This is a genomic window from Pararobbsia alpina (assembly GCF_902859895.1).
In the GTDB taxonomy this organism is placed as follows: Bacteria; Pseudomonadota; Gammaproteobacteria; order Burkholderiales; family Burkholderiaceae; genus Pararobbsia; species Pararobbsia alpina.
On record NZ_CADIKM010000006.1, the window covers coordinates 17,102 to 36,809 of the forward strand.

A 19,708-nucleotide genomic window follows, 5' to 3' on the forward strand; every position below is an offset into this window, starting at 1 on the left:
TGTGCGCCGTGAGGTGCCCGTTTGGAGACTCCTAGCAGCGATGGGGTCGAGGAGCTAGGCTGACTGATAAGGTTAATGTAAGTGAACTGCTGATAAACGTCGTAAGAATTGCGGTGCCAAAGCTGCTGTTAGGCATCAACCAAAAGGTATGCGGTCGGACATTTCGCTGGAAACTCGAAATGCGTCGTCATGATGGCCGCCGGCGGAAAGGCAGAACCTAAGTCAGTCGTGTGACATGCCGGGAACGTGGTAAGCCCGTATGATTGCCAGCAGGGTTTGGCTGGCAGGCGAACCGTAAGGGACGCTGTTGATTGTGCGGGTATGGGAGGACGGAAAAAGCGAACGCCGGGCTGTAATGGTTCGGATAGGGGTTGCGATATCACCCCACGCGAAAGCGGGCAGACTTCCGTCTGGTCTACCGTCGCAAGATGGCTGACTGACCCTTAGTAACTTGGTGACACGCGAGTGCATGCATTCGCGTCGTTAAGAATTGTTGGTTTCCCCCGCGGGGCGTATCGGCCCCAACGGGGAAGATGCGTCTCCGCTTGGGATTCTGTCCAAGTAGGAGAGCAGCATGAAAGTATCAAGTCGAAAGACTCGATCTGCGCTCTCCCACGCGCCGGACGACTGGTACGCCGTTGATTGGCGCCGGGTTGAACGGAACGTGAGGGGAATGCAGATTCGAATTGCGAAGGCGACGCGGGAAAGCGACTGGCGCAGGGTGAAAGCCCTACAACGGATGCTGACTCGCACGTTGTCCGCGAAGCTGTATGCGGTACGACGTGTTACGCAAAACCAGGGTGCGCGAACGGCGGGAGTCGATCGCGAGCTATGGGATTCGCCAGAGAGCCGATGGCTTGCTATCGGCCAGTTGAAGCGACGCGGGTACAAGCCTCTGCCGTTACGGAGAGTCTTTATCCCGAAGGCCAACGGGAAGGAACGCCCTCTGGGCATTCCGACCATGCGGGACCGGGCGATGCAAGCCCTGTATCTGCTGGCCCTCGAGCCTGTGGCGGAGTCAACGAGCGACCCGAACTCTTATGGGTTCAGGAGTCATCGCTCGACGGCGGACGCCATGTCTCAGATTTTCGTGACCATGTCCAAACAGGCCTCGGCCCAATGGGTGCTGGAAGCGGATATCAAAGGTTGCTTCGACTACATCAACCATGACTGGTTGGAGCGCAATGTCCCGATGGACACGGCGATTCTCCGGAAATGGTTGAAGGCTGGCCTGATTTATAAAGGTCAGTTGCTGGCGACGGAAGCCGGTACGCCACAGGGGGGCATCATTTCCCCGACGCTGGCAAACGTGACGCTGAATGGGCTGGAACGAGAACTGGCTGCGCATCTCGATGCAAAACTGGGGATCACGAAGGCCAAGAAGCTGAAGGTGCATGTGGTGCGGTACGCGGACGATTTCGTGATTACCGGGGTCTCGCAAGAGATTCTGGAGCTCGAAGTCCGGCCTTGGGTGGAAGCCTTCCTTGCTGTTCGAGGACTGCAACTCTCCGAGGAGAAAACGCGGATCACCCACATCGATCAAGGCTTCGACTTCTTGGGGTGGAATTTCCGGAAGTACCACGGAAAGCTACTCATCAAGCCGAGCAAGAAGAACGTGCAGACGTTCTATCGCAAGGTGGCGGAGGCAATCAGCGGTAACAAGACGGTAAGGCAGGAGGATCTGATCCGCTTGCTGAATCCGATGCTACGAGGCTGGGCGCAGTACCACAGCAGCGTAGTTGCCAAGCAGGCGTACAGCCGCATGGAGCATCTGGTTTTTCAGAGGCTCTGGTGGTGGTCGAAGCGCCGCCACCCAAACAAGAAGGCCGATTGGGTGCGAAGAAAGTATTTCCACTCTGTTGGCAATCGCAATTGGGTGTTTGGTGTTCCTGTAGTGTGGCCCGATGGCGGCAGCCGGTTACTTGGTCTGTACCAAATCAGCGATATGCCGATCAGGCGACACCTCAAGATCAAAGGGGATTTTCATCCCTTTGATCCGTTGTGGGAGCAGTACGGCGAGCAACTGCGGCAACAGCGCATGGAGCACTCGATGCGCTACCGCACGCAGTGGGTGACGCTGTACATGTCGCAGGGCGGGTTGTGCGCGCTCTGTGGCTGCAAGCTAACGGACGAAACGGGTTGGCACGACCACCATCTGGTGTACCGGATGCATGGTGGGTCCGACCAGTTGTCCAACCGCGTGTTGCTCCATCCACACTGCCACCAACAGGTTCACGTTGGTAAACTTGTAGTAACTAAGCCGGTTCCGCACTAGCGGAATCTTGTTTGTAGACTTGAGCTGTATGCGGGGAAACTCGCACGTACAGTTCTTAGGGGGCCCCTTTTTCCGAAAGGAAGGGGGGCTACCCTACTCCGGAACTGAAAGACATGGAAGCCGAACGTCTGAATACGCTCGAAGCGACCCTTGCCGGCCTGCGCAAGCGCGCGGCCGAGCTTCGGGGGTATCTTTGACTACGATGTCAAAGAAGCGCGCCTGAACGAAGTCAATAAAGAACTCGAAGACCCGAAGATCTGGGACGACTCCAAGCGCGCACAAACGCTCGGCAAGGAAAAGAAATTGCTCGAGGGCGTCGTGCACGCACTGAGCTCGCTCGACGGCGATCTGCGCGACGCGGGCGACCTGTTCGAACTCGCCCGCGATGAGGACGACGAAGATACGCTGCTGGCCGTCGAGGCGGACGTCGGCGGTGTCGACGCGCGCGTTGCGGACATGGAGTTCCGCCGGATGTTCAACAACCCGGCCGACCCGAACAACGCGTTCGTCGACATCCAGGCCGGCGCGGGCGGTACCGAAGCACAGGACTGGGCCGCGATGCTGCTGCGCCAGTACCTGCGCTACTGTGAACGCAAGGGTTTCAAGACGGAGATCCTCGAACAGTCGGATGGTGAAGTCGCTGGCATCAAGAGCGCGACGTTCAAGGTCGAGGGCGAGTACGCCTACGGCTTCCTGCGCAGCGAGACCGGTGTGCACCGGCTGGTACGCAAGTCGCCGTTCGATTCGTCGGGCGGCCGCCATACTTCGTTCTCGTCCGTGTTCGTTTATCCGGAGATCGACGATTCGATCGAGGTCGACATCAACCCGGCTGATCTGCGCATCGATACCTATCGTGCATCGGGCGCCGGTGGACAGCACATCAACAAAACCGATTCGGCGGTGCGTATCACTCACTTGCCGACCAATATCGTGGTCCAGTGCCAGAACGATCGCTCGCAGCACCGGAACCGGGCCGAGGCGATGGCGATGCTCAAGTCGCGGCTCTATGAAGCCGAGATTCGTAAGCGCCAGGCCGAGCAGGACCGACTCGAATCGAGCAAGACCGATGTAGGCTGGGGCCACCAGATTCGTTCATACGTGCTCGACCAGAGCCGTATCAAGGACCTGCGGACCAATGTCGAAATCAGCAACACGCGCTCGGTGCTCGATGGCGATCTCGACGATTTCATCAGTGCCAGTCTCAAACAAGGCGTCTAGCCGGTTCCGCCCACCAAACGACGGGGTCCCCGGACCCCGACTGCCCGGGTCTCCCGACCCCCGACCGCGACACCCGTCACCATGACCGATCAGAACACCCCACCCGCCGCCGAAGCCTCGCACGACGACAACCAGATCATCGCCGAGCGCCGCGAGAAACTTCAGGCGCTGCGTACGCACGGCAACGCCTATCCGAACGACTTCCGGCCGACACATCAGGCAGCCGATCTGCAAGCCACCTACGCCAACACCGACAAGGAAGCGCTTGAAGCCGCGCCGCTCGAAGTCGCGCTGGCCGGCCGGATGATGCTCAAGCGGGTGATGGGCAAGGCCAGCTTCGCGACCGTCAAGGACGGTTCGGGCCCGATCCAGTTCTTCATCACGCCGGCGGATGTCGGCGAAGCGACTTACGACGCGTTCAAGAAATGGGATCTCGGCGATATCGTCGCGGCGCGCGGCGTGCTGTTCCGGACCAATAAGGGTGAGCTCTCGGTGCGCTGCACCGAATTGCGCCTGCTCTCGAAGGCGCTGCGTCCCCTGCCCGACAAGTTTCACGGCCTGTCCGACCAGGAAACCCGCTATCGCCAGCGCTATGTGGACCTGATCGTCACGCCGGAAACGCGGGAAACCTTTATCGCCCGGACCAAGGCGGTCTCATCGATTCGCCGCTTCATGGCGGATGCCGGCTTTCTTGAAGTCGAAACGCCGATGCTGCATCCGATTCCGGGCGGTGCCGCGGCCAAGCCCTTTGTGACGCACCACAATGCGCTCGACATGGAGATGTACCTGCGCATCGCGCCGGAGCTCTATCTGAAGCGGCTCGTGGTCGGCGGCTTCGAGCGCGTTTTCGAGATCAACCGCAATTTCCGCAATGAGGGGGTCTCGCCGCGCCACAACCCCGAGTTCACGATGATGGAGTTCTACGCGGCCTACACCGACTATCGCTGGATCATGGACTTCACCGAAAGCGTGATCCGGCAGGCGGCAACGGACGCGCGCGGCAGTGCATCGATCGTGTACCAGGGCCGCGAACTCGATCTGAACAAGCCCTTCCATCGGCTCACGATCTGCCAGGCTATCCAGAAATACGCACCCGAGTACACCGACGCGCAGCTGGCGGATATCGCCTTCCTGAAGTCCGAACTCAAGAAGTTTGGCGTGAATACCGCGGATGCGGCGTTCCTGAACGCCGGCGCCGGTGCGCTGCAGCTGGCCCTGTTCGAGGAAACCGCTGAATCGCAACTGTGGGAGCCGACCTTCATCGTCGACTATCCCATTGAAGTTTCGCCACTCGCTCGTGCTTCCGACACCCAGCCGGGCATCACCGAGCGCTTCGAGCTCTTCATCACGGGCCGCGAGATCGCCAACGGATTCTCCGAACTCAACGACCCCGAAGACCAGGCTGCGCGTTTCAAGGCGCAGGTCGAGCAGAAGGATGCGGGCGACGAAGAGGCCATGTTCTATGACGCCGACTACATCCGCGCACTCGAGTACGGCATGCCCCCGGCGGGCGGCTGCGGGATCGGCATCGACCGTCTCGTGATGTTGCTGACCGACAGCGCGAGCATCCGCGATGTGATTCTTTTTCCGCATCTGCGCAAGGAAGAGTGAGTCGCGCACGACTCTTGGAAAGCCCCGCGCCGCGATCTAATCGCGGCGTTTTTCTTTATACATTCAACTCCTTAGGCCGACGTTTGAAGGGAGCACTTCATCCATGAAAAAATATTTAATGTTACAGCTTACTTTCAGGGTTTCCGCTATATGGCGCAGTGCAGTATCTCCATATAATGAGTTGCATGAAACTACACGAACAACGATTCGGGTTCCTCGTGACTGATGTTGGCCGTCTGGTCGGCAAACTCTTCGACCAGCGCGCAAAGCACGTGTTGAGCCTCACCTGCGCCCAGTGCCGCGTGCTCGCTTACCTGGCTCATAACGACGGGATCAACCAGGCGACGCTTGCCGACCTGCTCGACGTGACGCCGATCGCCATCGCGCGCCTGCTCGACCGCATGGCGGAACGCGGCTGGATCGAACGTACCGATCATCCAACCGATCGCCGTGCGCACCAGCTGCGCCTGACAGCCAAGGCATACGCAACGCTTGATGCGGCGCACCATGTCGGCGACGGTGTGCGCGACGAAGCACTGGCCGGGTTGTCGGACGATGAAGTCATCCAGTTGATGCAGCTGCTGCGCAAGGTTCGTTCGAACCTGAGCGACCGCCTCGATACCGTCACGCTCGATACCGCCACGCACGACACACCTTTGCAGGAACGGGCTGCCTGAGGCGCTTCGCGCCTCGACGAGATACCCCGGCCGATTGTCCGATCCTCCAGCAAGCTGCCTTTTCGCTTTCAGTTACCCCTTCGTTTTTCCAGACTTCTTCGCCTGCTCCCGTCCGCGTTTCAGTCGGGGCCACTCCAACTGTGTCGTCCCCGCCACGCTTGTCCAGCCGCCATCTCCTGGCGAGTCGTAGCCGCAACGAAGCTATTGCGCCTCATGCGGCACGATAGCGTCGATTGAACAAATCAAAGTCGAAGGCCATGGCACCGGAATCGGTGCTGTCGGGGGAGCCGTCGCCGGCGGTGTGGTCGGCAATCAGTTTGGAGGCGGGGGGGGCCGCACGGCGATGACGGTACTCGGCGTCGTCGGCGGCGACGGCCTCGCAGGTGACGAGGTCGAGAAGAAGGTCCGCAGCAGCACGCAATATCGCGTGTACGTGCACACCGAGGACGGCCGCACGCACTACTTCACCTATCGGAGCCGCTGCCGTTTCGTAACGGCGATCGTGTGAGGGTTCAGAACGGCATGCTGGTCGGCGGATGATCGTTCCGAAGGAGGATCGGGGTGAAGGTCGATCGCTTGCAGCGATCAGTAATCCGAATCCTCGATCCAGGCGGCCTGGATCGCCTCGAGGATCTTTTCGTTCGAGCGATCGTGCGCATCGTCAAAGCCGGGCAACTCGATCACCCAACGATGCAGGTCCGTGAAACGGACATACTGCGGATCAATATCGGGATGCGCCTCGGTCAGCGCCATTGCAATATCCTGCACATCGGTCCATTTCATCGCGTCTTCCTCAATGGTTCTCTTTGGCGTGATTGATCGTATAGCGCGGAATCTCGACGACAAACTCGCCATTGACCGGCATGCGTGCCTGGCATGAGAGCCGCGAAGTCGGCTCGAGGCCCCAGGCCTTGTCGAGCAGGTCTTCCTCGTTGTCGCTCGCGTCGGCGAGTTCATCGAAACCTTCGCGCACGATCACATGACAGGTCGTGCACGCACAAGATTTCTCGCAGGCATGCTCGATTTCGATGCCATGGTCGAGTAGCACGTCACACACGCTCTTGCCGGCTTCGGCATCGATCACCGCACCGTCCGGGCACAGCTCACCATGAGGTAACACTACGAGTTGAGGCATATTCGAGTCAATCGGTTAAGCGCATAGCGGGCCCAAGGCCTGTGTGCGGAGTTCGTTAAGGGCGCTGCGCGTACCGCAGTCCGTCCGGGGCGGGCATCTGAAGCGCTCGCATCCATTCGTGACTCAGACCGTTGCGCCGATCGGTGCGGCCGGCGGCCCGATGGTCGCCAGGCCGCACGTTACAGTTCACTGAGTTTCTTGCCAGTGAGGGCCTTGCGAATGCCCTTGTCCATCCGGCGCGCGGCGAATTCGTCGGTCGCCTGCGCGAGCGCCTCGATGCGCTGCTTGATCGTGTCCGCCTCGGCCGCCGCCGAGGCTCGCACGGTCCTCAGTCCTCCAATGATTCTATCGATGTCCGCGCGTTCGGTCTCGTCGAGCAACTCGCCGTCAACGGCCAGCGCCGCATCGGTGGCCTCGAGGATACGGTCGGCCTCGACCTGTTCCTCGCGCAGCGCACGCGCCTTCATATCGGTCGCCGCGGACGCGAAGCCCGCTTCGAGCATCTTCGCCACTTCGTCGTCGGCCAGTCCGTATGAGGGCTTCACGACAATCGAAGCCTCGACACCCGAATGCATCTCACGTGCCGACACCGAGAGCAACCCGTCCGCATCGACCTGATAGGTCACGCGAATTCGGGCGGCGCCGGCGACCATCGGCGGAATGCCGCGCAGTTCGAAGCGCGCGAGCGAACGGCAATCGCTTGCGAGTTCGCGCTCGCCCTGCAGCACATGAATCGCGATCGCCGACTGGCCGTCCTTGAACGTCGTGAACTCCTGTGCGCGCGCAACCGGGATCGTCGAATTGCGCGGAATAATCTTCTCGACCAGGCCGCCCATCGTTTCGACACCGAGCGAAAGCGGAATGACGTCGAGAAGCAGCCAGTCGTCATCGTCCTCGCCGCGACGATTGCCGGCGAGCAGATCCGCCTGGATCGCGGCACCGAGGGCGACCACCTGGTCTGGATCGATATCGAGATAAGGGGGCCGACCGAACAGAACCTCGACCTCGCGGCGGATCTGCCGCATCCGCGTCGCCCCGCCCACCAGCACGACACCCTGGACCTCGTCGGCCGCCAGCTTGGCATCGCGCAGTGCCCGGCGCGTCTGCGTCAGGGTGCGTTGCACCAGTGGCACGCTGAGCTTGGCAAAATCCGATTCGGTGACCGTCGCCTGGAGGCGTTCGCCATTCGCGAGGGTCACGTCGAGCGCGGCCTGATCGTTCGTTGAAAGACTTTCCTTGAGCACGCGCACATGATCGAGCACGAGCCGCACGTCTTCGGGCGTCAGGCCGCAGGCACCGGTCGTCGCGAGCAGATGCGTGTAGAGCGCCTGATCGAAGTCGTCGCCGCCGAGTGCCGAGTCGCCGCCGGTGGCGAGCACCTCGAAAACACCCCGCGTGAGACGCAGGATCGAGACGTCGAACGTTCCGCCACCGAGGTCATACACGACATAGACACCTTCGGCGCCGCTGTCGAGCCCGTAGGCGATCGCCGCCGCGGTCGGTTCGTTGAGCAGCCGCAGCACGTTGAGGCCGGCAAGCTTGGCCGCGTCCTTGGTCGCCTGCCGCTGCGCTTCATCGAAATACGCGGGAACCGTGATCACGGCGCCGACCAGATCGTCGCCCAGCGTGTCTTCGGCGCGCTGACGCAGCGTCGCCAGAATTTCGGCCGAGACTTCGACCGGGCTCTTGACGCCGTCGACGGTCGAGATCTGGACCATGCCCGGCGCATCGACAAAATCATAAGGCGCGTTCGCGGCGCCTTCGACCTCGGTCTTGCCGCGCCCCATGAAGCGCTTGACCGAGACAATGGTGTTCCTCGGGTCGCTCGCGGCGTCGGCCTTCGCCGTCGCGCCGATCTTGCGGCCCCCCTTGGGCAGATAACGCACGACCGACGGCAGCAATACTGCGCCATCCTCATCGGGCAAGGCCTCCGGGATGCTGTTGCGCACCGAGGCGACCAGCGAGTTCGTCGTGCCGAGATCGATCCCGACAGCAAGCCGACGCTGGTGGGGCGCCGGGGCCATCCCCGGTTCTGAAATTTGCAGTAAAGCCATAGTAATGGGGTCTAGTGATCGAGGCGCTCAATCTGCGTGTTCACGTCTTCCGACACGCGCTCGATGAACATCAATTGCCGTACCGCTTCGGCCGCACCCTGGTCGGCACGGCTGTCCAGCAAGGCAGCAAGCTTGTCGAAGCGCACTCGCGCATCGTCGCGCAACTCGCGGCCGAGCGCTTCGAGTTCGGACAGGTTGCGCGAACCGGCGGCATCCTCGATACGCTCGCGCCACTCCATCTGCTGCATGAGGAAGGCGGGCTCCATCGCCGTATTGTTTTCCGCCTGGACATCGATGCCGCGCAAATGCAGCAAGTAGATCGCGCGCTTGAGCGGCTGCTTGAGTGTCTGATAGGCGTCGTTCGCCTGGCTTGCCCATTGCATTGCCACACGCTTTTGCGCCTCGCCCGCCGCCGCGAAGCGATCGGGGTGCACCTGGGCCTGCACGGCGCGGTACGCATCGTCCAGTGCGCGCGCATCGACCGCAAAGCGCTGAGGCAGTTGAAACAGGTCGAAATGATCAGCTGGCAACATGATGGAGATTCTTCAAACAGCTAAATTCAAACGCCCAAACAAAAAGGCGGCAGCAGCCGCCTTCCCTGGCGAGCGCGTCGAAATCAGACGCGGAACGACTCGCCGCAACCGCACTCGTCCTTGACGTTCGGGTTGTTGAACTTGAAACCCTCGTTCAATCCTTCACGCGCAAAGTCGAGCTCCGTACCGTCGATATAGGCGAGGCTTTTCGGGTCGACGATGACTTTCACCCCGAAACTCTCGAACACCTCGTCGTGCGAGTCCAGCTCGTCGACATATTCGAGCTTGTACGCGAGCCCCGAGCAACCCGTCGTGCGTACGCCGAGTCGCAATCCCAAGCCCTTGCCGCGGCGGGTGAGGAATTTCTGGACGTGCTTCGCAGCCTTTTCAGTCAATGTGATCGACATAGTCAAACCCGATACCCGTATTACGCCGCGTCGGCCTTGGCCGCCACGTTGTGACGTTCCTTGTAGTCGGCCACCGCTGCCTTGATGGCGTCTTCCGCCAGGATCGAACAGTGGATCTTGACCGGCGGCAGCGCGAGCTCCTCGGCGATCTGTGTATTCCTGATCGACAGCGCTTCGTCGAGTGTCTTGCCCTTGACCCATTCCGTCACGAGCGAGCTCGAGGCAATCGCCGAGCCGCAGCCGTACGTCTTGAACTTCGCATCTTCGATCACACCGTCCGCGCCTACGCGAATCTGCAGCTTCATCACGTCGCCACACGCCGGCGCACCCACCATGCCGGTGCCGACCGCATCGTCGTCCTTCGAGAAGGAACCGACGTTGCGCGGGTTTTCGTAGTGATCAAGTACTTTGTCGCTGTATGCCATTTGAAGACTCCTGAATTCGGTTATATCAATTGGACCGGCTAGGATCGTCCGCGGCGAGTATGAACCAACAGTTCGGCGCGGGCGCTCGACAAACTCAGTGCGCAGCCCATTGGATCGAACTGATATCGACCCCATCCTTGTACATTTCCCACAGCGGCGACAGTTCGCGCAGCTTCTGGATCTTGCCCTTCATCAGCTTGATAACGTACTCCACGTCCTGTTCCGTCGTGAAGCGACCGACCGTGAACCGGATCGAGCTGTGCGCGAGCTCGTCGTTACGGCCCAACGCCCGCAGCACGTAAGACGGCTCCAGCGACGCCGACGTACAGGCCGAACCCGACGACACCGCGACATCCTTGACCGCCATGATCAGCGACTCGCCTTCGACGTAGTTAAAGCTGATGTTCAGGTTGTGCGGCACACGGTGCTCCATGTCGCCGTTCACATAGGTTTCCTCGATCTGGTCGAGGCCGGCCAGCAACCTGTCACGCAGCATCCGGATCCGCTCGTTCTCAGTCGCCATCTCTTCACGTGCGATCCGGAAGGCTTCGCCCATGCCAACGATCTGGTGCGGCGCCAGCGTGCCCGAACGCATGCCGCGCTCGTGACCGCCGCCGTGGATTTGCGCCTCGATGCGCACGCGCGGCTTGCGGCGCACGTACAGGGCGCCGATGCCCTTCGGGCCATAAGTCTTGTGTGCCGAAAACGACATCAGGTCGACCTTGAGTTTGTCAAGGTCGATCGTGACCTTGCCGGTCGCCTGCGCCGCATCGACGTGGAAAATGATGCCTTTCGCACGCGTCAACTCGCCGAGCTTCGCAATGTCCTGCACCACGCCGATCTCGTTGTTGACCATCATGACCGAAGCCAGCACGGTGTCCGGGCGCAGTGCCGCCTCGAATTTCGCGAGATCGAGCAGACCATCTTCCTGGACGTCGAGATAGGTCACTTCAAAACCTTCGCGCTCGAGTTCGCGCGTGGTGTCGAGCACCGCCTTGTGCTCGGTCTTCACCGTGACGATGTGCTTGCCCTTGCCCTTGTAGAAGTGCGCGGCACCCTTGATGGCAAGATTGTTCGATTCAGTCGCACCCGAGGTCCAGATGATCTCGCGGGGGTCGGCATTGACCAGCGCGGCGACATTTTCGCGCGCTTCTTCGACCGCGCGCTCCGCGTCCCAGCCATAGCTGTGGCTGCGCGAGGCGGGGTTGCCGAACTGCTCGCGCAAATACGGAATCATCTTGTCGACCACACGCGGATCGACCGGAGTCGTCGCGCTGTAGTCCATGTAAATGGGCAAATGGGGAAGTTCGTTGTTCATCAAAAATACTCCGAATCTACGTTCGATCTGTCGTCGAATGTGGGGGTCTATCAGTACTCAGGAGCGCGCCATGTTGAAAACCGAATTGGGCCCCAACGGCACGGCATGCGTCGTATTCACGGTCTCGGGCGCCGTGCCCGTGCGCCTGTCGCGCAATACAGTCGTGGCCTGCCCTTCACGCTGCCGCTGCTGGTCGACCAGGTCCTTGAGCGAGACCGAGTCGAGGTACTCAACCATCTTCTGGTTCAGCGTTGACCAGAGTTCATGCGTCATGCAGTGACCGTGCAGATCCTTGGTGCCGTCGCAGGTACCCTTGCCGCCGCACTGCGTCGAATCGATCGGTTCGTCGACTGCGATGATGATATCGGCTACAGTCACTTCCTCAACGCGCCGCGCGAGGTTATACCCACCGCCCGGACCACGCACGCTCTCGACAATCTCGTGCCGGCGCAGCTTTCCGAACAGCTGCTCCAGATACGAGAGAGAAATCCGCTGGCGCTGGCTGATACCCGCGAGCGTCACAGGGCCATGCTCCTGGCGCAATGCAAGATCGATCATCGCCGTGACGGCAAAACGGCCTTTCGTGGTGAGTCTCATGATGGTGGGCGACCCGTAATCTCGATTTCCCTCAAGTATAAATACCCTAGGAATTTAGTCAACCTTTTCGGTTGTAAGCTCTACCGGCCCGGTCTAATTTTCCGACGCTCGGGCGGGTGCCGACGAGGTATCCGCGGGTATTCTCCGCCCCCATGTTGCGCCTTTAACTGCCGCGCTGCAGTGTACTAAGCAAGCCGGTGCAGGCTTGCTCGCAGGCCTCGAGCACGCGCTCGAAGCCATCGAGGCCGCCGAAGTAAGGATCCGGAACCACGCGCTCGGCGGGCTGCGGCGCATATTCCATCAGTAGCTGAACCTTGCTTTGGAATTCGGGCGGGCATAGTCGACGCAGCTCACGCAGATTCGCCTCGTCCATCGCAAGAATCAGGTCGAAATCCTGGAAATCGGCGGGCTCGACCTGACGTGCGCGCAGCGGCTCGAGGTCATAGCCGTGCAGTGCGGCGCATTGCCGGGCGCGTTCGTCGGGAGCTTCGCCGATGTGCCAATCACCCGTGCCGGCGGAATCGACTTCAATGACCTCGTTCAAACCGGCTTCGGCAATCTTGTGCAACATAATTGCTTCAGCGGTCGGGGAGCGGCAGATATTGCCCAAGCATACAAAAAGCACGCGGCTTCTAGTCATTGAATTCAAGGAGTTACGGATGCTGGTTTGAACACCATCTGTCTGGACGAGGTCGGACACCCCTTGAACCGGAGCGTTGACAGCCGGGTTTTCGGCAATGAAACTTCTATTTTACGATAGGAACGGCGTTTGGCTTCTATGCGTCCTGTTTGGGCAACCTTACGAAGGCATTAGAAAACTCGCACTTTGGACTAAAGATCCGGTGTTTCGTGCCGATCTATGGGGGGGAACACGTGCCGTGGCAAACAAAACTGAGGGGCGACGGGCGCCAACAACGTTTCGGATCGGAAATCAAGTCCGCTCCGCGGAAGACATGAATTAATTGAGCGTTCGACGATGAACCGTAAGCGCGCGAATTTAAGTAATATGGCGCGTCCCAAAATAATTATAGACAGACCCACATGAACGATAAGTTGACGGGAGTGCGCGTCGCGCTCATAGCGCTGACGGCTCTGTGCGCAGCAAACGGGGTAGAAGCGCAAACGGTTGCAGCCGATGGGAACAGCAACGTCGTCGCGTCGGCCGTCCAATCCGCTTCTGCGGACGCGGCAGGCACTTCACAGGCTGTGCAGCCCGCGGATGCCCCCCTCGCAACCGTCTCATCGCAGACGTCGCTGGCCGATGCGGGGGCAGTTGCGAATGCCGATGCAGGTGCAGTTCCAGGTGCAGTTGCGAGTCCCGATGCAAGCGCAAGTGCAGCAGATCCGGATGCCGGCGGTACCGTCGCGGAGTTGCAGAAGTTGATCCAGACCAATGGAGTCGCGGAACTGCGGACGACCCACAATGGCAGCTATGGCGCAAGCCTGTTGTTCGACGGCAACGAAATGACGTACTACGTGGCCTTGTTCCAGCAAAAAAATATTTGGCGCGTAGTCAAGACGATGAACGATGCGCGTGCTGATGGCATCTATGCCAGCTTTGTCTCCCGCACCGCTCAACTCGCCGACGTTGAGATCCGACGCACCAAGCTCGAGGCGCAGAAGGCCTATACAGCCAGGCTGATTGCCCTCAGCGAGAAGCGTGCGTCTTCCCTCCAGGCCGACCTCGACAACCAGCGCACACAGCAAGCCGAAGTCGTCGCGCGTCAGCAGGATGTCACGCAACAGGCGGTGGAGCTTGACAGCCAGCGTCGTGCCGAACAGGCGAAGCTCGACAAACTGCGTCGCCAGATTGAACAGATGCGCGAGCAGACCGAAAGCGGCTTGCCGCGGCGTTTGCGCTAACACGCTGTTCGGTCGGGCCTAGGCCGGCATCTTCCAAGAGATGCCGGCCTGTCATAGTCAATACCTCAACGACTGCCATCCGGACGGGTCTGCGGACCCGCTGTCGAAAAATACCGTTACACGATTGGATGCAATGCGCATGAGCGCAGGCTGTCCAATGGGTATCTGGAACCAACGAGCACACGGTTCAATCTCGATTTCCATCGAACATCGGCCGCGCGCGTATTCGACATGAAGTCATCGATCATCGAGCGGCTCGGCCGCCGTGCCCCCCTGGGCCTGGCCTGTGCGGCAGCTATTGGGCTCAGCGGATGTGTCGCTTATCCGTATGGCGATGCCTATGTGTCCAGCGGGGCGTATGGCTACTACCCCTCAAATGTCTATTACGGCGGTGGGTACGGCTACTACGGCCCCTACTACGGCTATTACGGCCCCTACTACGGCGGTTCGCTCTACTACGGCGGCCGCTGCTGCTACGGACGTGGCTGGTATGGACATGGGGGCTGGCGCGGACATGGGGGCTGGCATGGCGGCGGCGGAAACTGGAAATCGGGCGGGGGTGGCGGCGGCGGAGGTCACGGTGGAGGCGGCGGTGGCCGCCACTAGCCCAGGGGCGGCAGGCCGAGCGCAGTGCGGCTTTGATCGATCATCGCGATCATCTGTCGGGATCTCTCGTGGCTGATCGCCGGGCTTTGCGCAGCGCCCACGCGCAGGCAGTCGCAGAAGTGCTCGGTTTCGTAGTTCAGGCCGCCCCCTACAAAGGGCTTATCGAGTTCGACGGTGCGGCCGTCGACGTAGGCGATCGTCGCGCGCTGCGGGTTCCACCACGGCGCTTCGATCGTCACGTTGCCTTGCGGCCCACAAATCAGCGCATCGCCGCGGCCATGCAGGTCGAGCCCGCAATACCATTGCGCGATACCGTGTTCATGTGCGCTGTTCACACTCGCAAACAAGTCGATGCCACCGGCGACACGCCCGAGCGTCTGCACTTCATGGGAAGCCCCCAGCCAGTCGACCGCCAGGAACGCCTCGTAGATGCCAATCCCCAGGAGTCCCCCGCCGGCACGCTGCGGATCGAAGGCCGCGTGTTGGGGAGGCGTGTTTGCGACCCCGGCTCCCGCCCGAATATAGTTCGGCTGCCCAATCGGATCTACCGCCAAGTGCTCGCGCAAGGCCCGGTAAAGCGGGTAGAACCCCGGTTTCATTGCCTCCATGAAAAGCATGCCCGTCTCGCGCGCCACGGCGAGCACGCGATCAAGTTCAGCGAGACTCACGGCGGCAGGCTTCTCACAGAGCACGGCTTTACCTTTGCGCATCGCGGCGATGCTGTAGGCCGCGTGTGAAGGATGCGCCGTGGCGATATAAACGGCGTCGAGATCGCTTTCGATCAAAGCTTCAAAACTGTCGCAAGCTATGCCGCCATGCTCGGCGGCGAATTCCGCAGTCGGTTCGGGACGCCGCGACCAGACATGCGTCAGTTGGACATCATCGACATGTTTCAGTCCTTGCGCGAATCGTCGCGAAATGTAACCGACTCCCACCACGCCCCATCGAATCACGAATTCTCTCCTCTCGTCCGTGCACATAAAAAAAGGCCCCGCGGCTGGCATTACAGCCGGTGGGCCTTTCGCTTTTGTTCGATTGCACGGGCGGCGCGGATACCAGCGAGCGGCGCTGGTTGTTCAAACCGGCTAACAGTCCGATCGCCGTCAATGGGACCATCGCCCCATCCGTCGTCAATTGGCTAATTCGGCAAGCTCAATCTGACTTTCTGACGCACTTCATAGAGTGCCGCGAGGGCCATCAAATTGGCGCGCTCTTCGTTCGCCTCGCTCTCTGAGATTCCACCGCACGCACAGCCGCCCATTACAATACCCAGACAAAATGCATAGTTGCCAGCGAAGTCCGCCGGCGTGATATCCGTACCCTGAACCTGTTCGAGCGCTTCATCGAGCACTCGTCTAACTCGCGCATCCATCCTCTTATCCTTCTTGTGCCGTGACACGTCGTCGATTGGTTCGACAACCGGTCACGACATTGCCAACACGCCCCGGCGCACATCACGGCTTGCGCGAATCGCTTCCAGGCGCTTGATGATACGCAATTATTGCGCTTTGATGATAAAACTAAAGATAAAGTGTGATCTTATTCCCGACTGAATCAAGCACACGGAGAAGCGCATAGATAGTTTGCAGGTTATTCAGTGGACTAGGCGACGGGTGCTTCCTCGATCGAGTCGACGCGATCAGGATAAAACGCGACATAGTCCTTGATGGCAGAGACAGCCGTATAAGGTGCTTCATAGGTCCACACCGCATTCACAGAGCGGCCACCGCCGAGTGGCAGACTGTAGTAGTTGCAATCGCCCTTGAATGGGCAATATGTCGTGTGATCGGTGCGTTCAAGCAAGGACATTTCTACATCCTTGCGCGGAATATATTGCACTGCAGGATAGGCTGCCTCACGCAGCGTCAGTGCCTCACGCGTATCCGCGATGACGCGGCCCGCGAGCGACACGACGACGCGTGCCGGATTGCGCTCAATAGTAATCGGATGATCGGGGCCCGGAACCTTGACGGGGCGGCTCGCTGATTTCGTTTCCATGCTGTCCATCCTTTGCAGGGGATATATAGGGATACCGCGCCAGGATTGGCGCCGCCTCATTCACTCGCGATTGGGCAGGGACACGTCACGAGCAGAATCGCCATGCAAAGGATAGTCTGTTTTCTTGATGTGCGAAGTTCGTCGATCTGGTGGAACGGATATTCGGCATCATAGGCAGCTCAAGGCAGCGCTATTGCAACTACCGCGTTCCCTGCCTGAGCCGATTGACATTCTTGGCGTTCGCGGAATTCGCCAGAGGCGCCCTACTTTCCTTGTCACGACAGGCAGCGATCCGGTCGCGACGCACTGCGCGCGGTCTGGAAACCCGGTCATATTGACAGCGTGCCAACGCAGCTAGACCGGCAACTGTTTCCGCGCCAGACACACTGGGTGCATCGGCAGGTGGTGCGCGTTCACCGCGTCGGCGCCGAAACATTCTCGTGCCGCACGTTCGTGACGTAGGAGGCTCAACTCGTCAGGCGGCACGCCTAGGTCGGCCAGCATGGTCAGTTGATGGAACGTTTATTCAGTCTTCAACAGTGGGAATGCGCAGCTCATAAGTTACCGAAGCACCTTATTTTTCAAGCTTGTATCGTAATACTCGCTTTCTCCCTGCTCCATTGCTGAGCATCCCAAGCGTTGTCGGACAAAGCCTTCCAGCGCTCGGAGTTATTCATGGCCCCAAAAAAAATAGCCAAGACTGAGCTTGGCTAATGGACAGGCTTGGTGCCCGAGACCGGAAACATGATCCTTTTTAAATCATCGGTCTTCCGGCCACTGGTACACAAACGGCGTACACATTTGGATACCGGAGAATTCCTTGACGATTCCGCTTCACACGTTCGAGCCGACCGGCGAACCCTGCATCGACAGTGATATGTACCTGCGCCTCGGAGGCGAAGCGAAGGTCGATTTCGCGCACTGGTTCGGCCTGCACCATTCCGTCCTTTCCTACACCGCCGAGCACATCGCCCGCGAGGCCGTTGTCTACGATGGCGTGGAGCGCGGTCCTTTCGAGAAGGGCGTCTACTTTCTACTGCATGGTGATCGCATCGCCTACGTGGGCCGCAGCCAATGCATCGCCAATAGGCTGCTTGTTCACTATATGAACAATAGGCCGTTCAATCGGTACTGGTGCTTCGGCGGCATTCCTCTGGACTGGCTCGGTCACGTCGAGGGCTACTACATCAAGCGATTGAAGCCGTTCCTCAATTCGAAGCTCGAAATCTACTCGCCCGTTCTGGATAAGGTCGCGAAGGAATACAAGGCTTTGTGGGATTTCGAGGCGAAGGAACTGGCAGAGCAATCCGAATAACGTATTGAACAGGCCCACCGGCCAAGGAGAGAGGGATGAGTATCGCATACCGAGCAATGGTTTTCGCCCGAGAGGTCCACAAGGATCAGAAGCGAAAATACACGAATAATCCTTACTCGGATCATCTTGCGGAGGTGGCTGGGATTGTGGCGACCCTGATGCTCCAAATGAACGTCTCTGCGCCTTCAGCGATAGCCGTGGCGTGGCTTCATGATTGCATCGAGGATCAAGGGGTGACGCCGGATTTTCTTCAGGGGGAGTTTGGCGAGACCGTAATGGATGGCGTCATGCTTCTGTCTGATCTCGAAACCGGCAACCGCGCCGAGCGCAAAGCCGCATCGCGCGCTCGCCTCGCCGCTGCCCCGGGCTGGGTCCAGACCATCAAATGCGCCGACCTGATCAGCAACACGTCGAGCATCGTCATGCATGACCCGAAGTTCGCCGTGACCTATCTCGAAGAAAAGCGGCTGCTGCTGGACGTCATGACGAGGGCCGATCCCCGGCTGATCGAGATCGCCCGCGCGCAGGCTGGAGTCGCAGCATGACCGCCCCACTCACCCCCATCGACTGGTCCCGCCCCGAACTCCAGTCCCTCATGGAAGCAAACGCTCGCCGCGAAATCGAGATCAATGTGCTCCGGTCTGCGCTGCAAGAGATCGCCGCGCAAGATCCTGTCGAGATGGCGCTTGATCCGCAGTGGGCGAAGCGGGTTGCGGGCGCGGCCCTTCCGGCTGAGCCGAGCGGTCATGTCGCGGCCGATGCGCGGCAGGCGAACAAACAATCCGCCGAACCTATCAAGGGCTGCGCGTTTTGCGGTCGCAAGGAAACAGGCTTCGTGCGCGGCGCACTTTGGCGTGTCGCTTGCTCGTACTGTGATGCGGAAGGCCCAACCGACAACACGCAAGAGCTAGCCATATATCAATGGAACCGCCGCGTCGCAGTAGAAACGCCGATCGAGCGCACGTGTATGAAGTGCGGTCGGTCCACTGACGACCCCACCCAGTTCACCGAGGTGTTTTGCCCGATCATGGCGAACATTGCGCCGACCACCACAGTGCATGCAGAGGCGATCAGCGATGAGCGGATTCTCCTGGCTGAAAACGTTGCTCGTCACGCAGAAGAATCGAGCGTGTTGGCGGGGAACGTCCTCTGCAAAGCAATCATGGATCAATGCGCTAGAACGATCCGTGAATTGATCGGCGCAATCAAAGTCGCCGCCGCAAAGCCGGTCAGCGTGGATGAGCGGGCGCGTAATGTAGCCGTGCTGGCATCCGACTGGAAGCAGCGTTTCGAAGCCTCTACAGATGAGCCGGCAAGCGCCGAGGACGGCTACTACAACGGCTACTTGGATGCTTTGAATGCGCACGCCGCTGGGCCAAAGGCATAGGTGTAAGTATGTAGCATCGAATGCTTGATATATAGCATTCGATGCTCTATAGTACATACATCGACCAGCCACCCGGAGAAACAAAATGAACAAGAACCAAATCATCAGCGCGCGCATCTTGGCAGCAGTAGCAAACGGCAAGACGATTGAGCAAGCTTACGATGCAGTGATGGGTGATGGCGCATACCTGAAGCTGGCCGGCGAGATGTACGACGAACTCCGCGCCAAATGAACGAGATGAAGTGCATGGAGTGGTGCCGGGAAGTCCGGCATCGCTTCCCGCATGACT

At 59.9% G+C, this 19,708-nt stretch carries 22 protein-coding genes and 1 pseudogene; 11 read left to right on the forward strand and 12 right to left on the reverse strand.

Features of this window, described 5'->3' with window-relative positions:
* Window positions 1-574: 574 nt before the first annotated feature.
* The 5 genes and pseudogenes from ltrA to HV670_RS30935 form a co-directional block, all read left to right on the forward strand.
* Window positions 575-2,275, forward strand: a complete 1,701-nt coding sequence (gene ltrA, locus HV670_RS08550) for a group II intron reverse transcriptase/maturase (protein WP_175104342.1) — start codon at window positions 575-577, stop codon at window positions 2,273-2,275.
* A gap of 113 nt (window positions 2,276-2,388) precedes the next feature.
* Window positions 2,389-3,493 (forward strand): peptide chain release factor 2 gene (prfB, locus tag HV670_RS08555; protein ID WP_175104343.1). Its coding sequence is split into 2 segments (ribosomal slippage): window positions 2,389-2,469 and window positions 2,471-3,493, totalling 1,104 coding nucleotides; the frame shifts between segments, so codons are not numbered across the junction.
* A gap of 81 nt (window positions 3,494-3,574) precedes the next feature.
* Complete coding sequence (lysS, locus tag HV670_RS08560) at window positions 3,575-5,104, forward strand: lysine--tRNA ligase (protein ID WP_175104344.1); 1,530 nt, start codon at window positions 3,575-3,577, stop codon at window positions 5,102-5,104.
* Between the two features lie 185 nt (window positions 5,105-5,289).
* A complete protein-coding gene (locus HV670_RS08565) occupies window positions 5,290-5,781 on the forward strand; it encodes a MarR family winged helix-turn-helix transcriptional regulator (RefSeq protein WP_175104345.1) in 492 nt (163 codons plus the stop codon).
* A gap of 193 nt (window positions 5,782-5,974) precedes the next feature.
* Window positions 5,975-6,321: pseudogene (locus HV670_RS30935) on the forward strand (glycine zipper 2TM domain-containing protein); the annotation flags it as partial.
* A 45-nt stretch (window positions 6,322-6,366) separates the two neighbouring features.
* Here HV670_RS30935 and iscX read toward each other — a convergent pair.
* The 9 genes from iscX to HV670_RS08615 form a co-directional block, all read right to left on the reverse strand.
* Window positions 6,367-6,564, reverse strand: coding sequence for a Fe-S cluster assembly protein IscX (gene iscX / locus HV670_RS08575; protein WP_175104347.1), 198 nt, complete (start codon window positions 6,562-6,564; stop codon window positions 6,367-6,369).
* Window positions 6,565-6,574: 10 nt separating this feature from the next.
* Window positions 6,575-6,916, reverse strand: coding sequence for an ISC system 2Fe-2S type ferredoxin (fdx, locus tag HV670_RS08580; protein ID WP_175104348.1), 342 nt, complete (start codon window positions 6,914-6,916; stop codon window positions 6,575-6,577).
* Window positions 6,917-7,095: 179 nt separating this feature from the next.
* Complete coding sequence (gene hscA / locus HV670_RS08585; protein ID WP_175104349.1) at window positions 7,096-8,970, reverse strand: Fe-S protein assembly chaperone HscA; 1,875 nt, start codon at window positions 8,968-8,970, stop codon at window positions 7,096-7,098.
* An 11-nt stretch (window positions 8,971-8,981) separates the two neighbouring features.
* Window positions 8,982-9,503: a Fe-S protein assembly co-chaperone HscB gene (gene hscB, locus HV670_RS08590; protein ID WP_175104350.1), complete on the reverse strand. Its 522-nt coding sequence runs from the start codon at window positions 9,501-9,503 to the stop codon at window positions 8,982-8,984.
* A gap of 83 nt (window positions 9,504-9,586) precedes the next feature.
* Window positions 9,587-9,910 (reverse strand): iron-sulfur cluster assembly protein IscA, encoded by a 324-nt coding sequence (iscA, locus tag HV670_RS08595; protein WP_175104351.1) that lies wholly within the window; start codon window positions 9,908-9,910, stop codon window positions 9,587-9,589.
* Window positions 9,911-9,930: 20 nt separating this feature from the next.
* Window positions 9,931-10,335, reverse strand: coding sequence for a Fe-S cluster assembly scaffold IscU (gene iscU, locus HV670_RS08600; protein ID WP_175104352.1), 405 nt, complete (start codon window positions 10,333-10,335; stop codon window positions 9,931-9,933).
* A 94-nt stretch (window positions 10,336-10,429) separates the two neighbouring features.
* Complete coding sequence (locus HV670_RS08605; RefSeq protein ID WP_175104353.1) at window positions 10,430-11,653, reverse strand: IscS subfamily cysteine desulfurase; 1,224 nt, start codon at window positions 11,651-11,653, stop codon at window positions 10,430-10,432.
* Between the two features lie 57 nt (window positions 11,654-11,710).
* Entirely contained in the window at window positions 11,711-12,250 is a 540-nt protein-coding gene (iscR, locus tag HV670_RS08610; RefSeq protein ID WP_175104354.1) for a Fe-S cluster assembly transcriptional regulator IscR, read from the reverse strand.
* Window positions 12,251-12,413: 163 nt separating this feature from the next.
* The gene (locus HV670_RS08615; RefSeq protein ID WP_175104579.1) at window positions 12,414-12,890 is read right to left on the reverse strand and encodes a low molecular weight protein-tyrosine-phosphatase; all 477 of its coding nucleotides are present in this window, start codon (window positions 12,888-12,890) and stop codon (window positions 12,414-12,416) included.
* A 401-nt stretch (window positions 12,891-13,291) separates the two neighbouring features.
* Here HV670_RS08615 and HV670_RS08620 point away from each other — a divergent pair, with 401 nt between their 5' ends.
* Complete coding sequence (locus HV670_RS08620; RefSeq protein ID WP_175104355.1) at window positions 13,292-14,113, forward strand: DUF2968 domain-containing protein; 822 nt, start codon at window positions 13,292-13,294, stop codon at window positions 14,111-14,113.
* A 231-nt stretch (window positions 14,114-14,344) separates the two neighbouring features.
* The gene (locus HV670_RS08625) at window positions 14,345-14,719 is read left to right on the forward strand and encodes a hypothetical protein (protein ID WP_175104356.1); all 375 of its coding nucleotides are present in this window, start codon (window positions 14,345-14,347) and stop codon (window positions 14,717-14,719) included.
* Here HV670_RS08625 and HV670_RS08630 read toward each other — a convergent pair.
* From HV670_RS08630 to HV670_RS08640, 3 genes are all read right to left on the reverse strand, one after another.
* Window positions 14,716-15,672, reverse strand: a complete 957-nt coding sequence (locus HV670_RS08630; protein ID WP_425511402.1) for a Gfo/Idh/MocA family protein — start codon at window positions 15,670-15,672, stop codon at window positions 14,716-14,718. The genes HV670_RS08625 and HV670_RS08630 overlap by 4 nt on opposite strands.
* Before the next feature lie 185 nt (window positions 15,673-15,857).
* Window positions 15,858-16,091 carry a hypothetical protein gene (locus HV670_RS08635; RefSeq protein ID WP_175104358.1) on the reverse strand — a complete coding sequence of 78 codons (234 nt, stop codon included), beginning with the start codon at window positions 16,089-16,091 and terminating at the stop codon, window positions 15,858-15,860.
* A gap of 230 nt (window positions 16,092-16,321) precedes the next feature.
* Window positions 16,322-16,717 carry a DUF427 domain-containing protein gene (locus tag HV670_RS08640; protein WP_175104359.1) on the reverse strand — a complete coding sequence of 132 codons (396 nt, stop codon included), beginning with the start codon at window positions 16,715-16,717 and terminating at the stop codon, window positions 16,322-16,324.
* Between the two features lie 820 nt (window positions 16,718-17,537).
* On the opposite strand from HV670_RS08640, the gene HV670_RS08645 reads away from it, so the two are divergent.
* From HV670_RS08645 to HV670_RS08660, 4 genes are all read left to right on the forward strand, one after another.
* Window positions 17,538-18,032, forward strand: a complete 495-nt coding sequence (locus HV670_RS08645) for a hypothetical protein (protein WP_175104360.1) — start codon at window positions 17,538-17,540, stop codon at window positions 18,030-18,032.
* A gap of 35 nt (window positions 18,033-18,067) precedes the next feature.
* Window positions 18,068-18,577 carry an HD domain-containing protein gene (locus tag HV670_RS08650; protein WP_175104361.1) on the forward strand — a complete coding sequence of 170 codons (510 nt, stop codon included), beginning with the start codon at window positions 18,068-18,070 and terminating at the stop codon, window positions 18,575-18,577.
* The gene (locus tag HV670_RS08655) at window positions 18,574-19,419 is read left to right on the forward strand and encodes a hypothetical protein (protein ID WP_175104362.1); all 846 of its coding nucleotides are present in this window, start codon (window positions 18,574-18,576) and stop codon (window positions 19,417-19,419) included. Before HV670_RS08650 ends, HV670_RS08655 begins: the two co-directional genes overlap by 4 nt.
* A gap of 85 nt (window positions 19,420-19,504) precedes the next feature.
* Window positions 19,505-19,651, forward strand: coding sequence for a hypothetical protein (locus HV670_RS08660; protein WP_175104363.1), 147 nt, complete (start codon window positions 19,505-19,507; stop codon window positions 19,649-19,651).
* Window positions 19,652-19,708 lie beyond the last annotated feature (57 nt).

What these genes read in the sequence shown, in the direction of transcription:
- ltrA (WP_175104342.1), top strand. Translation starts at nt 575, where the DNA reads ATGAAAGTATCAAGTCGAAAGACTCGATCTGCGCTCTCCCACGCGCCG.
- lysS (WP_175104344.1), top strand. Translation starts at nt 3,575, where the DNA reads ATGACCGATCAGAACACCCCACCCGCCGCCGAAGCCTCGCACGACGAC.
- HV670_RS08565 (WP_175104345.1), top strand. Translation starts at nt 5,290, where the DNA reads ATGAAACTACACGAACAACGATTCGGGTTCCTCGTGACTGATGTTGGC.
- iscX (WP_175104347.1), bottom strand. Translation starts at nt 6,564, where the DNA reads ATGAAATGGACCGATGTGCAGGATATTGCAATGGCGCTGACCGAGGCG.
- fdx (WP_175104348.1), bottom strand. Translation starts at nt 6,916, where the DNA reads ATGCCTCAACTCGTAGTGTTACCTCATGGTGAGCTGTGCCCGGACGGT.
- hscA (WP_175104349.1), bottom strand. Translation starts at nt 8,970, where the DNA reads ATGGCTTTACTGCAAATTTCAGAACCGGGGATGGCCCCGGCGCCCCAC.
- hscB (WP_175104350.1), bottom strand. Translation starts at nt 9,503, where the DNA reads ATGTTGCCAGCTGATCATTTCGACCTGTTTCAACTGCCTCAGCGCTTT.
- iscA (WP_175104351.1), bottom strand. Translation starts at nt 9,910, where the DNA reads ATGTCGATCACATTGACTGAAAAGGCTGCGAAGCACGTCCAGAAATTC.
- iscU (WP_175104352.1), bottom strand. Translation starts at nt 10,335, where the DNA reads ATGGCATACAGCGACAAAGTACTTGATCACTACGAAAACCCGCGCAAC.
- HV670_RS08605 (WP_175104353.1), bottom strand. Translation starts at nt 11,653, where the DNA reads ATGAACAACGAACTTCCCCATTTGCCCATTTACATGGACTACAGCGCG.
- iscR (WP_175104354.1), bottom strand. Translation starts at nt 12,250, where the DNA reads ATGAGACTCACCACGAAAGGCCGTTTTGCCGTCACGGCGATGATCGAT.
- HV670_RS08615 (WP_175104579.1), bottom strand. Translation starts at nt 12,890, where the DNA reads ATGACTAGAAGCCGCGTGCTTTTTGTATGCTTGGGCAATATCTGCCGC.
- HV670_RS08620 (WP_175104355.1), top strand. Translation starts at nt 13,292, where the DNA reads ATGAACGATAAGTTGACGGGAGTGCGCGTCGCGCTCATAGCGCTGACG.
- HV670_RS08625 (WP_175104356.1), top strand. Translation starts at nt 14,345, where the DNA reads ATGAAGTCATCGATCATCGAGCGGCTCGGCCGCCGTGCCCCCCTGGGC.
- HV670_RS08635 (WP_175104358.1), bottom strand. Translation starts at nt 16,091, where the DNA reads ATGGATGCGCGAGTTAGACGAGTGCTCGATGAAGCGCTCGAACAGGTT.
- HV670_RS08640 (WP_175104359.1), bottom strand. Translation starts at nt 16,717, where the DNA reads ATGGAAACGAAATCAGCGAGCCGCCCCGTCAAGGTTCCGGGCCCCGAT.
- HV670_RS08650 (WP_175104361.1), top strand. Translation starts at nt 18,068, where the DNA reads ATGAGTATCGCATACCGAGCAATGGTTTTCGCCCGAGAGGTCCACAAG.
- HV670_RS08655 (WP_175104362.1), top strand. Translation starts at nt 18,574, where the DNA reads ATGACCGCCCCACTCACCCCCATCGACTGGTCCCGCCCCGAACTCCAG.
- HV670_RS08660 (WP_175104363.1), top strand. Translation starts at nt 19,505, where the DNA reads ATGAACAAGAACCAAATCATCAGCGCGCGCATCTTGGCAGCAGTAGCA.